At 43.3% G+C, this 14,174-nt stretch carries 13 protein-coding genes, 1 tRNA gene and 3 pseudogenes; 9 read left to right on the top strand and 8 right to left on the bottom strand.

Features of this window, described 5'->3' with window-relative positions; translation table 11 throughout:
- Positions 1-13 precede the first annotated feature (13 nt).
- The 3 genes from I6L24_RS09680 to I6L24_RS09690 all read left to right on the top strand — a co-directional run bounded on the left by I6L24_RS09680 (position 14) and on the right by I6L24_RS09690 (position 2,625).
- Positions 14-2,008, top strand: coding sequence for a transglutaminase family protein (locus I6L24_RS09680; protein ID WP_005266928.1), 1,995 nt, complete (start codon positions 14-16; stop codon positions 2,006-2,008).
- 47 nt (positions 2,009-2,055) lie between these two features.
- Positions 2,056-2,132, top strand: a tRNA-Val gene (locus I6L24_RS09685).
- Between the two features lie 76 nt (positions 2,133-2,208).
- Positions 2,209-2,625 carry a hypothetical protein gene (locus I6L24_RS09690; protein ID WP_228127368.1) on the top strand — a complete coding sequence of 139 codons (417 nt, stop codon included), beginning with the start codon at positions 2,209-2,211 and terminating at the stop codon, positions 2,623-2,625.
- Positions 2,626-3,255: 630 nt separating this feature from the next.
- Here I6L24_RS09690 and I6L24_RS09695 read toward each other — a convergent pair.
- The 4 genes and pseudogenes from I6L24_RS09695 to I6L24_RS16565 form a co-directional block, all read right to left on the bottom strand.
- Positions 3,256-4,089, bottom strand: a pseudogene (locus I6L24_RS09695) (sensor domain-containing diguanylate cyclase); the annotation flags it as partial.
- A gap of 51 nt (positions 4,090-4,140) precedes the next feature.
- Positions 4,141-5,073 (bottom strand): IS5-like element IS17 family transposase, encoded by a 933-nt coding sequence (locus I6L24_RS09700; protein WP_080631276.1) that lies wholly within the window; start codon positions 5,071-5,073, stop codon positions 4,141-4,143.
- A gap of 90 nt (positions 5,074-5,163) precedes the next feature.
- Positions 5,164-5,454 (bottom strand): hypothetical protein, encoded by a 291-nt coding sequence (locus tag I6L24_RS09705; RefSeq protein ID WP_005266812.1) that lies wholly within the window; start codon positions 5,452-5,454, stop codon positions 5,164-5,166.
- A gap of 81 nt (positions 5,455-5,535) precedes the next feature.
- Positions 5,536-5,777: pseudogene (locus I6L24_RS16565) on the bottom strand (S24 family peptidase); the annotation flags it as partial.
- Between the two features lie 167 nt (positions 5,778-5,944).
- Here I6L24_RS16565 and arsC point away from each other — a divergent pair.
- The 6 genes from arsC (at position 5,945) to I6L24_RS09735 (ending at position 10,346) form a co-directional block, all read left to right on the top strand.
- Positions 5,945-6,379 carry an arsenate reductase (glutaredoxin) gene (gene arsC / locus I6L24_RS09710; RefSeq protein WP_004280168.1) on the top strand — a complete coding sequence of 145 codons (435 nt, stop codon included), beginning with the start codon at positions 5,945-5,947 and terminating at the stop codon, positions 6,377-6,379.
- Positions 6,380-6,587: 208 nt separating this feature from the next.
- Complete coding sequence (locus tag I6L24_RS09715; protein ID WP_004646559.1) at positions 6,588-6,908, top strand: metalloregulator ArsR/SmtB family transcription factor; 321 nt, start codon at positions 6,588-6,590, stop codon at positions 6,906-6,908.
- Between the two features lie 6 nt (positions 6,909-6,914).
- Positions 6,915-7,388 (top strand): arsenate reductase ArsC, encoded by a 474-nt coding sequence (locus I6L24_RS09720; RefSeq protein WP_005266809.1) that lies wholly within the window; start codon positions 6,915-6,917, stop codon positions 7,386-7,388.
- 5 nt (positions 7,389-7,393) lie between these two features.
- Positions 7,394-8,434, top strand: coding sequence for an ACR3 family arsenite efflux transporter (gene arsB / locus I6L24_RS09725; RefSeq protein WP_004280164.1), 1,041 nt, complete (start codon positions 7,394-7,396; stop codon positions 8,432-8,434).
- A 4-nt stretch (positions 8,435-8,438) separates the two neighbouring features.
- Positions 8,439-9,143 carry an arsenical resistance protein ArsH gene (arsH, locus tag I6L24_RS09730; RefSeq protein ID WP_005266807.1) on the top strand — a complete coding sequence of 235 codons (705 nt, stop codon included), beginning with the start codon at positions 8,439-8,441 and terminating at the stop codon, positions 9,141-9,143.
- A 141-nt stretch (positions 9,144-9,284) separates the two neighbouring features.
- Complete coding sequence (locus tag I6L24_RS09735) at positions 9,285-10,346, top strand: ArsO family NAD(P)H-dependent flavin-containing monooxygenase (protein ID WP_004646562.1); 1,062 nt, start codon at positions 9,285-9,287, stop codon at positions 10,344-10,346.
- Positions 10,347-10,460: 114 nt separating this feature from the next.
- Here I6L24_RS09735 and I6L24_RS09740 read toward each other — a convergent pair whose 3' ends face one another.
- The 4 genes and pseudogenes from I6L24_RS09740 to I6L24_RS09755 form a co-directional block, all read right to left on the bottom strand.
- A complete protein-coding gene (locus I6L24_RS09740; RefSeq protein WP_005266805.1) occupies positions 10,461-11,444 on the bottom strand; it encodes a potassium channel family protein in 984 nt (327 codons plus the stop codon).
- Between the two features lie 120 nt (positions 11,445-11,564).
- Positions 11,565-11,763: pseudogene (locus tag I6L24_RS09745) on the bottom strand (transposase); the annotation flags it as partial.
- A 323-nt stretch (positions 11,764-12,086) separates the two neighbouring features.
- Positions 12,087-13,472 carry an ATP-binding protein gene (locus I6L24_RS09750; protein WP_005266803.1) on the bottom strand — a complete coding sequence of 462 codons (1,386 nt, stop codon included), beginning with the start codon at positions 13,470-13,472 and terminating at the stop codon, positions 12,087-12,089.
- The gene (locus I6L24_RS09755) at positions 13,465-14,139 is read right to left on the bottom strand and encodes a response regulator (RefSeq protein WP_004646564.1); all 675 of its coding nucleotides are present in this window, start codon (positions 14,137-14,139) and stop codon (positions 13,465-13,467) included. The genes I6L24_RS09750 and I6L24_RS09755 overlap by 8 nt, the downstream gene beginning before the upstream one ends.
- Positions 14,140-14,174 lie beyond the last annotated feature (35 nt).

The following is a 14,174-nucleotide window of genomic DNA, read 5'->3' on the forward strand; positions in this document are numbered from 1 at the left end:
GGCGGGTAAATTCATGATCAATGCAAAAATCCGGACCTCGATTGTGCTGACTTTGGGCCTGATTCTCATCGCTCAGATGGCATTTATTCCAGTTCTACTCAGTATTATTTTTGCGATTAGTATTGTGTGTATCTGGATTTTTCTGAAACGTCAGCAGCCATTTCCAAAAACGGGCACTTTTCTGCTGACGGCGTTGGCACTCGGCAGTATTTATTTGAGCCATCATAGTTTTATCGGTGTTGAGGCTGGGGTAGCAGTTTTATCTACTTTTTTATTTGCTAAATCACTGGAAAGTAAAAATAAACGTGACCTGATTATTCTGTTTAATTTTGCCCTGTTTGTTGCTGCCAGCTCATTCCTATATAGCCAATCTTTTGGGATGGCGATCGTGATTGTGCTGTGTTTAATCAGCTGTCTGATTGGCCTGTACCGGATTCAAACCAGTGAGTTTGAACAGGAGCAGATCACTCAGCGCGCAGCATTGCAACAGGATGCCAAGCATGTGGGCAAGTTTATCTTGTACGCCGTTCCATTTTTCATTTTGCTATTTATTTTCTTTCCGCGCTTGCCGCCACTTTGGCATATTCCCATTCCTGAAAATAAAGGCGTGACCGGCATTGGCGACAGTATGTCACCTGGGGATATTGCCGAATTATCCCAATCTAGTTCACTGGCTTTCCGGATTATTGGTGATGTCAGCAAGCTTCCGCCGCGCTCAGAACTCTATTGGCGAGCCTTGGTGCTAGATGAATATGACGGGCAACGCTGGACCAGCAGTTTCGTCAATCAGCAGCCTTTAATGCGACAACCGATGGATACCTCACCCGTACCTACAGGCTGGAACTACCAATATCTGGCTGCGGATCCTTCGGTGTTCTGGATCATGGGGTTGGAAAAATCGATACCTGTGGAACGCCGTTATTATAACCGTCAGGATTGGAGCATTGTACCGAGACGGCTCACGCAACGTGTTGAACCGATTCCGTTACAGTGGGTCGGGACAGCATATGATCCTCAGGCTTTGCCAACGCAATATATCGAGCGAACGAATACTCAGGTGCAGCGCCGACTTGACCCGCGAGCGCAACAATTAGCACAACGTCTCTATACGCAAAGTGCAGAAGATCCTCGGCGTTATGTACAGAAAGTCTTGAACTGGTATCAGCAGAATAATTTTGTTTATACCTTAAAGCCGGGCCAATTAGGACAAAACCGGATTGATGAGTTCCTGTTTAATTCCCGGCAAGGCTTTTGTGAACACTATGCCTCGAGTTTCGTGATGTTGATGCGTTATGTCGGGATTCCTGCACGGGTGGTCACCGGCTATCAGGGGGGGGAGTTGGCACCAGATCGCATGAGCTGGGAAGTCCGGCAGCTCGATGCGCACGCCTGGACAGAAGTCTGGATTGACCAGAAATGGCAACGCTTTGATCCAACCGCAATGATCACTCCACAGCGTATAGATGATGGTATGCAAAATCTGCTTTCTCAGGATGCATGGGTATCGGCAAATCAGTCGATCTGGAACTCGCAGCATAATCTATGGATCACCAAACTACGTGTTTGGAGCGATTATGCCAGCTACCAATGGCAAAGTAAGGTGGTGGGTTATAATGCAGAATCACAACAGAGCTGGTTATCAAAATTAGGACTCGGTTCAGTTTATTCGAGTGTCATAATTTTACTGGGCAGTATTGCACTATTGATTTTGGCCTATATCTTCAGAATTTATCTAAAAGCCCGACAGGCGCAATCTCCATTTGATCGTGCGATTCAACAGCTGAATCAATCTCTAACTGATCATCTCAAAAAACAGCCTGCAGAAACTTTTCATCACTGGATGCAGCGTTTATCTCAACAGGTTCAGATTGAAAACCAGACTGCCTTTATTCAAGCTATACAGGTTTTTGAAAAAAATCTTTATTCGGGAACCCCAATAACTGAACAAGAATTGAAAAAATTCAAGGATTTGCTTAAAACTTGCGCGGACGTTTTAAAAACTAAATGAAAAGGCTTGTTTTCGGTCGGAAAAATTTATAATATGCCAAGCATTCTAGGTGTATAGCTCAGTTGGTTAGAGCGCTACGTTGACATCGTAGAGGTCAGCAGTTCGAGTCTGCTTATACCTACCAAGATTCTAAACGTTATGTTATAAGGGTTTTAAGCGAAAACAGTAGCTTAAAGCCCCTTTTTAATGCCTTGAGTAAAGTGAGCCGTTATCCGCACTATCTGCAAAACCCGTATTTTATGCAGTTATTGCCGTTAAATTTACGTCAAGTTTACGTCAAGAATTTTGGAAATTACGTCATGAAATTACCCAAGCCCAGAAAGCGCGGTTCGGCCTACTACATTGAACTAATGATCAATGGAAAACGTTCTTCAGCAACTCGTGATACCGCAAAAGAATGTGAGCAAGGGGTAGCTCAAAAGATGCTTGAAGCGAAGGTCAATCAGATGGCGGAAGACTTGAGCATAAAACAGTACTATCCCTTCAAAACACTTTTTCATAAATACTATGATGAGCATGGCCGTAAACTTCGCGGATCCAAATACGTCAAAGAACAATTAGCGCCGTTTGATGAAAAGTTTGGTGTACTGGCAGATATGTCTATTCATGACATTTAGCTTAAATATTTCAGCTCAAAGTGCCGCAAATTAATAAATTGATTGAAGTGCTGCACTTGCGTTGTATTCGGCTGGAATAGGCTGATCAGCCACAGGCAGATTCGCAGTGTAGGTTCAGTCAATTTTTTATCACGCACAGCGCTTGCTTCATGCTAGATGACATCTTCTAGGGTTTGCGCATCGTAAGATGTTGCTGATGCTGATATGCCTTAAAGAAGAAAGGTAAGAGCAGATAGATCTGTATAAATGTTTGGGCCTGCAGCATTTCGGCTTGTATGACTTTTTTACGTTGGTCACTACGGCGCTCGCTGGCGAACTTAAGGTTTTTTGGCATGGACTTTTATTATTTTTATAATCAGTCTTCATGATAAAAGTAAATTGTTGATCCTAACCGTTTGATCAAAAACCTGGGAATAAACTGCAGGATTTTTGTTGGAAAAGTCGCAATTTTGATAGGGCTAAGTGCAGAATTAAAACGGATTAAAGCTCTTAATGATATGAAAAATAATAGTTTTTATTTCAAAAAAATCTCTAGGGTTTTCGGTTATATTGAATTATTTCAATAGTACATCTTCAGATTGTAGATAAGGCCTTACCAGATACAAAGACTGCATCGGGTAAGTAGTTTAATTAATGGTTACTCGATTTGACCATAACTTTATTCTGATACATCTTTGCATCTGCTTCTTTGATAGCTTCAGCTAACCCAAAGGTTGGATTACGCATTGCAAAGCCAATTGCAGCACTAATTCCAACTTTTGTAAAAGTATTTTGAATTCTTGATGCAAGCTTCTTCGCATGCTCTAAGTTAGTTTCAATGGTCATCACAGCAAACTCATCACCCCCTAAGCGAGCGATAATATCATTACTACGTACCGTGTTTTTGAGAGCTAAAGCCATTCTTTGAATGAGCTCATCACCTGCAGCATGACCCAGAGTATCATTTGTGATCTTAAGATCATTAAGGTCTATCATAAGAATAGCAGTAGGGTGACCATAACGCTTACAGCGCTCTTCCTCTTTGATAATAAGCTCATCCCAAGCACGACGATTGAAAAGTCCAGTCATTGGGTCGGACATTGCTTCTATTTCAAAACGCTCAGCTTTACGTATGTACTCAGCAGCTTTCATATCAGCTTGAATCGTATAACTGAGTACCTTTGCTATCAACTCGAATAATGGAGCATCTTCAACAAGAATTTTAGGTTGAGGTTCGGGATCAATTGCACATAGAGTGCCAAAAAGAGAGCCATCTTCTTTATACAGAGGTTGGCCGATATAGGCTTTAATTGAGACTAGGTGATTTATAGGTGCATCTGCGTAAACTTGAATATCAGGTGAATAGGGAGCAATACGAGGCATATTACTTTGTACCATGTGTGAGCAGAATGAGTCTGCCCAATGAAATACTTGTCCAGGCTTAACGTTATAGCCATTATCTTCACTCAATAATACAATCCAGTGGCTTTGTTGCACAAAGATTTGAAATACAAAGCGCCCCTAATTGAGCCAAATTTAAGGCGTAACTTGGGTAAGTGGTCGACCTAATTCCGTAAATCTGTTGAGGACTGCTACACGTGCATGAATTTCATTCACCTGACTAGGAAAGCTTCTTGCCATTAATTTATCGCCTAATAATTTGATGCAATGCATCTTGGTTTCCACCAAACTGCGGCGATGATAGCCTGACCATTTTTTCCATAATGTCCTGCCTAAACGTTTAACTGTTCGAAGTAATTCATTTCGCTCTAGCGAGCTACTCTTTGTATCTTTCCATGGTTTCGCATTTTTTCTAGGTGGAATCACCGCATGTGCTTGCCGATCTGCAATGACCTGACGGCATTGCTTGGTGTCATAAGCTCCATCGGTATAAACAGAGTCAATCTGCTCATCTTGTGGAATCTGATTAAGTAAATCACCAAGCACCTGTGAATCACTGACATTATTGGTTGTGAGCTGAATAGCGCGTATTTGTAGGGTTTTGGCATCTATACCAATATGTAGTTTACGCCATTGGCGACGATATTCAGCTCCATGTTTCTTGCGTTTCCATTCGCCCTCACCTAGAAACTTCATGCCTGTAGAGTCTACGAGTAGATGCAGCCCATCGCTACTTTTTTGGTAGCTGATTGCAATATCAATATGCTGTTGTCGTCTACAAATTGTAGTGTAGTCTGGCGCTATCCAATTTAATCCGCAAAGTTTAATCAGACTTTGCACAAAGCCAGTGACCATACGTAAAGACAGACGGAATAAGGATTTAATCATTAAGCAGCATTGGATGGCTGCGTCGGAGTAGGTTTGATTTCGCCCTTGTTTGCCTTTTGATGGCGCATACCATTGCGTAGCAGGATCAAACCAAATGGCAATATTTCCGCGACTCATGAGTGCTCGGTTATATGCGGGCCAATTGGTTGTGCGGTAGATTTTGTGTGTAGGCTTCTTCATTTGAAAATTATATCGCTGAAAAAGCCTTTACAGATAGGTTTGTGCAACAAAGCCCATAAATCCCCACGCTAGGGGGACTCGATTCTAGTCTTAAAAAACTTCGTAATTACATACTTCTATTCTTGAAATAAAATCGAGAGGCATTGTCAGTCTCTCAGCTGTAATAGTTTCAAAATGAACCCAGATAGCAGCATCTCTATTCTCAAAACTAATACTTACAAGTTTAACTAAGTCGTAAGGTTCAACATTATGGGTCAAGATAATATTATAGAGGTGATCTGAGCGTACGTACGAAATAAGCATTTGATGGATAGCTAATTGCTCTTTACTGCTTAACTCACTGTAATTACTTAGTTCTGGTAAATCATTTTGAATATTCACTTCAATCCTTAACAATCTTAAATTTTCTGTAGAAAACGGCGATTTTATCAATTTAGACAACGCTGAATATATTGGCTTTTGTTAATTCTTTCTAAATCTTGTTCTCGCTCGATAAACATAGCGTATACAGTTAACTACCTGACCTACAAATATACATTGGTTGTTTAACTCAATAATATTTGGCTTGAACTCTGGACTTAGAGCCTGAAGATATCTTTTTCCATTTGTCTCAATAACTAATTTTTGAAAGTAGCATCATCACCGTAACGAACCATAATAATGTCATCAGATTGCATGTCTCCGTAATAAGCATCCGGATCAACTGGACTGCTCCCAGTATCCTAGACATAAGACAGCCTCATTTTGAAACTGTTTCCAATGGTTTTAGAGTCCTCATCTCAGATTTTATTCATAAAGCACATATATTTTATATTGCGAATATGCGTATATTCATATATAAAACTATGATTCATTGATAAGAGGGAAGCTCATGAATCAAATGCCAAAAGTCCAAATTTATCATAACCCGGCCTGTGGCACCTCACGCAATACGCTGGCGTTAATTCGCAATGCGGGAATTGAGCCGGAAGTGATCGAATATCTGCTTACGCCACCCTCGAAAGATCAGCTGGTCAACATGATTCGGGATGCCGGTTTGACGGTTCGTGAAGTGCTCCGTAAAAATGTCGATCCCTACACCGAGCTGAATCTGGATGATGCCGGCTGGAGCGATGAGAAACTGCTGGATACCATGCTGCAACATCCGATCCTGATCAATCGCCCGTTGGTGGTTACCGAGTTTGGAACCCGATTATGCCGTCCATCGGAAGTGGTACTGGATATTCTGCGTTTGCCACAATTAAAAGCCTTTGCCAAAGAAGACGGTGAAATCATCGTGGATGAACAGGGCAATCGGGTAAAATAAAGTGTCCCCCCATGCGAAAAAGCTTCAACTTGATTGGAGCTTTTTTATCTGAAAAACACATTGACGATGACCTATATCGGAAAAAGCGGGAAATTGTTCAAGCGAGCGCTTTCTGGTAGGCATATTCTGATCTGGATATCATTTTTGACAGGTCATCTTTACCATATATATGGATATGTGTATATTTGCATAAAAAATGGGAGCAATTATGGACCACGTTCAGTTTTTTAAATGTTTATCTGATGAAACACGTCTCAGTATTGTCCTGCTAATTGCACAAAACAAAGAGCAATGCGTCTGTGATCTGACCGATAAACTGCAGTTAAGCCAGCCGAAAATTTCACGTCATCTGGCCTTGTTACGTTCTTGTGGTTTACTCAACGATCGCCGGCAAAGCCAGTGGGTGTACTACAGCATTAATCAGCAATTGCCGGCCTGGTGTTTTGAAATTCTGGACGTGCTAAAAGCTAGTGAGGTTCCGGTTTTATTTGATTCTTCCGCTCTATCGATTCAGAGCCATTGCGAGTAAGTTTTCATGAAATTTTTGTTTTTATGTACGGGGAACAGTTGCCGCAGCATTCTCTCTCAAGTGTTGTTCAATAGCCGTGCGCCAGAAGGCTGGGTCGCTTACAGTGCCGGCAGCAAACCTTCCGGTCAGGTGCATCCCTTGACGCTTGAAACCCTGCACAATCTGGGCTTGTCGACTGAAGGCTTATCCAGCAAAAGCATTGATGCCTGTGAACAGTATCAGCCAGACGTGGTGATTACCGTCTGTGATGCGGCTGCACAGGAAGCGTGTCCTCTTTATCTTGGCGGAGCGATCAAGGCGCACTGGGGCCTGTCTGATCCGTCCCATTTAGAGGTGGATAAAGAAGAAAAAATGAAAGCCTTTATGAGCACTGTTGAACATATCAATCGTCGCTTGGATGCTTTGTTTAAACTTAACGTAAATGAGCTTTCTCGCTCGCAATTGATTGCAGCGATTAATCAAATTTCGAATGTTGAGTAAGTCACATGTCTGAAAAACGCATGTCCTTTTTAGATCGCAACCTGACGCTCTGGATTTTTATTGCCATGGCGTTAGGCATCGCCATAGGAAACTTTTTTCCTCAAGCATCGGTTGCTCTGGATCAATTCAGTATTAATTCAGTCAATATTCCAATCGCGATTGGTCTGATTCTGATGATGTATCCACCCCTGGCAAAAGTGGATTATGCGACCTTGCCGCAAGTGTTTAAGGATAAGAAAACCCTGACGCTATCTTTAATTCAAAACTGGTTGATTGCTCCGGTACTGATGTTTGCGTTGGCTGTGATTTTTTTGCATAGCTATCCAGAGTATATGACAGGCGTGATCCTGATTGGTTTAGCTCGATGTATCGCCATGGTACTGGTGTGGAATGGTCTGGCCTGTGGTGATAACCAATATGTTGCAGCATTGGTGGCGTTTAACAGTATTTTCCAGATTTTATTCTTCAGTACCTATGCCTGGTTATTCCTGACCTTCCTTCCGCCATATTTTGGTATTGAAGCTCAAGTGATCAATCTTAGCTTCTGGACCATTACCCATGCTGTTCTGGTTTATCTTGGAATTCCGTTCTTATTGGGTTTCTTAACGCGCTTAATTTTGGTGAAACAAAAAGGCGTAGAATGGTATCAAAACAAGTTCATTCCAAAAATCAGCCCGCTGAGTTTGATGGCTTTGCTGTTTACGATTTTGGCGATGTTTAGCTTAAAAGGGGGTGATGTCGTAAGTCTTCCACTGGAAGTTTTACGCATCGCGATTCCTTTAATCATTTACTTTGTGGCCATGTTCTTTATTAGCTTCTTTATGAGTAAATGGATGGGCAATGATTATCCAAAAACTGCTGCAATCTCATTTACTGCGGCTGGAAATAATTTTGAATTATCACTTGCAGTCGCTATTGCAACTTTTGGTATCGCTTCGCCAGTTGCTTTTACCACGATTATTGGGCCATTGGTTGAAGTACCTGTGTTAATTGCTTTAGTGAGTGTTTCACTGTGGCTAAGAAAGAAATATTTTAAAGAGGCTTGATCCGATGAACCTGCCTAACGTAGATCCAAATCTTATTGAACAACCCACCTTTGAAAAAGTCCAAGCCAAAGAACTAGCTCATCCTCCTCGGATTTTACTGCTCTATGGGTCTAATCGGGAACGTTCTTACAGTCGCCTTGCAGTTCTTGAAGCTGGTCGAATCCTTGAATATTTTGGGGCAGAAGTAAAAATCTTCCATCCGAAAGGGCTACCTTTACCGGAAGATGCTGATACTGAACATCCAAAAGTAAAAGAACTGTATGAGCTTCTGGCATGGGCTGAAGGTATGGTGTGGTGTTCACCGGAACGCCATGGTTCTATGAGTTCCATCTTTAAATCGCAGATTGACTGGATTCCTCTGGCAGGGGGTGCAATTCGTGCCACTCAGGGAAAAACCCTTGCCTTGATGCAAGTCAGTGGGGGATCACAGTCCTTTAATAGTCTGAACCAGATGCGTGTTTTGGGGCGTTGGATGCGGATGATCACGATTCCAAATCAGTCTTCAATTCCAAAAGCATTCCTGGAATTTGAAGAAGATGGACGAATGAAGCCATCAGCATTCTATGACCGGATTGTCGATGTGATGGAAGAACTGTATAAGTTTACTTTACTAACCCGTGGGCAAAGTGCTTATTTGACCAACCGTTATTCGGAACGCAAGGAATCGGCTGAAGAGCTTTCCAAACGGGTAAATCAGCGTAGTTTATAAATTCTAGGTGATCAGAGAGACTGAAAAGTATCTTGAGCAATCGAAGGCTAATTTAAACGCTTGAAAATTTTATGAAATACGCCCAGTCTGATAAGCAGGCTGGGTTTTTATTTGATGACAATAAAGAAGGGGGGAAATATTTTGGCTCAATTACAAGCTGAAGTTGATGTGATCATCATCGGTGGTGGACAGGCCGGTTTGTCCACGGCTTATTTCTTAAAGCGTAAGAACATTCCGTTTATCATCCTAGATGATCAGCCTCAGCCTGGAGGTGCCTGGCAGCATGCCTGGGAGTCCTTGCGCCTTTTCTCCCCGAATAGCTGGAGTTCGCTGTCAGGCTGGATGATGCCGGCGACCGAACAGACCTATCCGACCCGCAATGAGGTGATCGATTATTTGACCGCCTATGAGCAGCGCTATCACTTTCCTGTAGTTCGTCCGGTGCGTGTGGAACGCGTGGAAAGTAAGGGCCAGTATTTAGAGGTTTATGCCGGGGAACAATCCTGGAAAGCCAAAGCGGTGGTAAGCGCTACAGGGACATGGAGCCAACCATTTATTCCCGAGTATGCCGGCCGTGAGCATTTTCAGGGCGTACAACTGCATTCCGCAGATTATAAAAATGCTGAGTTATTTAAAACCAAGAAAGTCATGGTGGTGGGTGGCGGTAACTCTGGTGCACAAATCTTGGCAGAAGTATCTCAGGTGGCCGAAACGCTTTGGATCACCCAGACACCGCCGCAGTTTCTGGCAGATGATGTCGATGGCCGTGTCCTGTTCTTAAGGGCGACTGAGCGCCTGAAAGCCCAGCAGGAAGGTAGAAAGATTGAGCAGCCCATTGGGGGGTTGGGTGATATTGTCATGATTGATTCAGTTAAAGATGCACGTGAGCGAGGCATTTTGCAGAGCAGGCGTCCATTTTCAGCTTTTACAGAACATGGCGTGATTTGGGAAGATGGCAGCACAGCGCATGTGGATGTGGTGATCTGGTGTACAGGATTTAAGGCGGCGCTGAATCACCTCAGCAGCCTCGGAATCATCCAGCCGGACCAGACCATTGCGGTTCAGAATGGCCGCTCTGTTCAGGTACCAAATTTATGGCTGGTGGGCTATGGAGAATGGACCGGTGCTGCTTCGGCCACGCTGGTCGGGGTTTCCCGGACAGCTCGGGCAGTAGCGGAAGACATCGCTGCATTTTTGGCCTGAGAGGATTTGATCCTGATTCAGTCGAGTGGATTGAGTGAATAGTATCTGTCTGCAACGAGCGTCATACCCGATGGTCTGATGCTCGTGATGATACGCTTGCATTGACGTTCGAATTTAATCAGGTAACTTATGCCCACAATGTGGACAGAAGAAATATTTGTTTTTTTCCTGCTCGAGTTGTTCTTTCTTACGCTCACGAATAAGTTCTAACAGGATATCCTGCATTTGTTCTTTGCTCAGTCCGACTTCTTTACGTAAAATTTCAATTTTTTCTTGATCTTCAATTAAGTCAATTTCTGCATCATCGAGCAGTTCACGAAATCTTAATTCCAGTTTGTGCTTGCGCTGTCTCAGCTCATTGGCCAGACCATTTGCCAGAATACCCGCAGGAAGCGCTGCCAGACCCACCCCTAAAATAGTAATTAAAGCCCCTAGAAAGCGGCCTAAGGGGGTGATTGGTGTCACATCGCCATAGCCGACCGTGGTCAGTGTCACCACTGCCCACCACATGGATGCAGGGATGGAGCTAAAGACTTCTGGTTGAGCCTTATTTTCAACCACATATACTCCAGCCGCCGCGATGATGATCATGATCAGCAGGATAAAAATAACCGCCTGAAATGAGCCCTTTTCGCGCTTGATCACCCGCAATAAAATCTGCAGGGAGACGAAATAACGGGTTAATTTGAGTAATCTGAATAATCGAAGGATTCGCAGGAAGCGTAAATCGAGATGCACAAAGAAGTTAATATAGGCCGGGAGAATCGCCAACAGGTCAATGATGGCACCGCCACTACGGATCCATAACCATCGGTTTTTCCATGCACCTTCAAAGGGGTCTTTTTCCGCAATGGCCCAAAATCTTAATAAATATTCCAGGGTAAAAATAAAAATCGAGAATAATTCAAAGGCATCAAACAGCAGCTGATAGGATTGATAGAGGTCATTGATCGATTCAAGTAAAACGGCAGCAGTATTCCCAATAATCAATATAATCAGAAATATATTGATGACGCGACTTAAGATGCTTTCGTGTTCTTCATTATGCAAATTGTCATAAATAAATCTGCGAAGCTGATACCAGGCCTTGAATTCCATAACAGTGCATTACGGTGCGATAAGATGCTTTGAGTTTAGCGCAAGCCTGGGCATCGAAAGGAAATTTTTAAAAAATTAATCAGAACCGTGGGGCGGTGATTATCCGGGATTTTTAGGACTGAAGCGAGTGTGCACGATTCTAAAATCCCCAAAGCGTTCTGCTAAATCTCGCCATGGAATACCTGAACGATACCGATACAATACTGCTTCAACAAATAGCCTGCTGTCTTTGGAAGTCTCCAACAGTACTTGCTCGTCCGGGCAACAGATCCTTAATCAGTTCCCACTGATCATCTGTTAATGCATAGCGTTTAGTCATGAAAAAATAATGAGGACAGATTAGATTTTCTTAAGCTAATTGATGACAGGTCCCAGTTGCATCAAGTGATCTTTACCTCTGGCGTTTTTGTTTTCATAGAGGGGTCTTATTATTTTTATACCTGTCCCTATGCTAAAAATTAAAAGTGCGTTGTGATCGCCTGATCAGAACATTGGGAATACATCGAGGGTTTTTGTTGGAAAAAGTGTGTTTTTAAAAAATAAGAAAGAATGATTTAAAATAGTAAGTGTTAGATAGTTTCTTGAAAATTCTATATTTTTATCAATAGAAATCTCTTTGGTTTTTAGCCATATTGTATTTTTTTATGTCCAAGCTTGCAGGTCACGCTTAGACACATCGCACTTGATTTTAATGCGAAGCCCATAAGGCTGTCGGGCATTGAAAGAGAGCTGATAGCCATACTGTTTTAATAGGTTAGCGGTCAATGCCAGTCCCAGACCATGGCCGTGCTGCTGAGCAGATTTGCGCCAGAAGCGTTGTCCTAAATGTTGAATATCTTCTGTTGTAAGTTGTTGTCCATCATCTTCAATCACCAGGCCATCAGACTGCATGGAAATCCAGATATAGGCAGCCTGTGCATGCAGCAATGCATTTTCAAGCAGATTTTTCAGTACCGTATACAGCACAAATTCAGGCAGCTGAATTTCGCCCAAGTTGTCCCAGTTCACCTGTATTTTTTCATTCATTTCTGGATAGTGTGTACCTAAGTCTGCAAGTACTTTCTCAAGTGTGGGGCGAAGCCAGATGGTCTCAGTCATTTCCTGGAGACTGTTTTCTGATTGGGTCAGTAATAAAAGCTGTTCGAGTAACAGCGTATAACGCCGGATGCTCTCATTGGCCTGCTGCAAATTGTGCTGAATGGTGTTAGGCAGGTTCTGCTGCTGACTGATCAGCTGGGCCAGTTGTACATGGGTTTTAATTGCGGTCAGGGGACTGCGTAATTCATGTGCAGCATAGGCACTAAAGGCTTTCTCCTGTTGCAGACTGTCATTAATTTTCTGAATCAACTGCGTGGAATTGTTGACAAAAGGCTGTACTTCCTGGGGAATGCTTGCAGGCTTGAGCTGCATTAAAAAATCTGCCGCCTCTGAATAGTTAAGGTTTTTCTGGTTCAGGTATTGACTGAGCTGATCCAAAGACCGGAACTGTCTGCGGATAATAAAGATGATCAGGGCAATACAGATCAGCAGTGAGAAGACCAAGGGAACCAGTACCGACTGCAGAATCTGCTGTAGTAGCGTATCCCTCAAGAACATACGTTCTGCCGCCACTACCTGAATATCACCACGACGCAGAACATAACTGCGCCATTCTGTATTATCCTGCTGCCAGGTGCTGAATCCTTGTGGTCGCTGGCTTAAATTTGGGGGGGCACCGCGTGTTTTGGCAATCACCTGATTGCCTAACGAGATGTCAGAGCTAAAAAGAGAGACTTCACAGGCAATTAACTGGTTTGCATCATCATTCTTGGCTAATTTGGATAATGTTGCATCCCCCAGACTATCCAGTGGTAACTGCTGAATCAGCCGGGCAACCATTTGTGCAGATGCCGATAAGCGTTGATCCAGTGTGTCTTGTAAGCGTTGTTTCAGGTCAATATACAGCCATGAAAATACTGCACTCCACAGCACAATAAACATGGCCAAAAGGCTCATGACCAAACGCCATTTCAAGCTGTGACTAAACATGACGCTGCTCAAACGGTTTGAAAATATATCCCACACCACGAATGGTCTGAATTAAATCTGGATGCAGTTTTTGTCTCAGGTGATAAATGTGTACATTCAGGGCATTGCTCTCTATAGAGTCCTGAAAACCATAGAGCTTGTCAATAAGCTGTTCATTTTTCAGGATCTGGTTGGGGTGGCTCATCAGGGTTTCCAGCAGGCTGAATTCACGGCGAGATAAATTCACGGTCTGGTCTTGATAGATCACAGTCTGGGTATCCCGATTTAGAACCAGTTCATCAAATTGCAGGGTATTGGAGGCAAAGCCGCGGTGGCGACGGGTGAGGGCATGAATCCGGGCAATCAGTTCCTCCAGTTCAAAGGGTTTGGTCAGATAGTCATCGGCACCGGCATTCAGGGCCTGAACACACTGATCGGTCCGCAGCCGCGCCGTCAATACCAGTACCGGGAGATCAATCTGGTCGCGCCGCCAGCTGTGCAGCAAGTCCAGGCCATCCTGATCCGGCAGGCCTAAATCCAGTAAACACAAATCGACTGCACTATGCCGGATAAAATAATCTGCAGCACGTGCGTTACTGACATGCTCCACTGAAATATTCAGATAGTTCAGAGCAGCACAAATGCTCTGTGCGATATAGGGATCATCCTCAACCAATACAATAAACATAGAACATCCTGATCAAACTGCCATTATTTTATAAA

This window comes from Acinetobacter lwoffii (assembly GCF_019048525.1).
GTDB lineage: Bacteria > Pseudomonadota > Gammaproteobacteria > Pseudomonadales > Moraxellaceae > Acinetobacter > Acinetobacter lwoffii_K.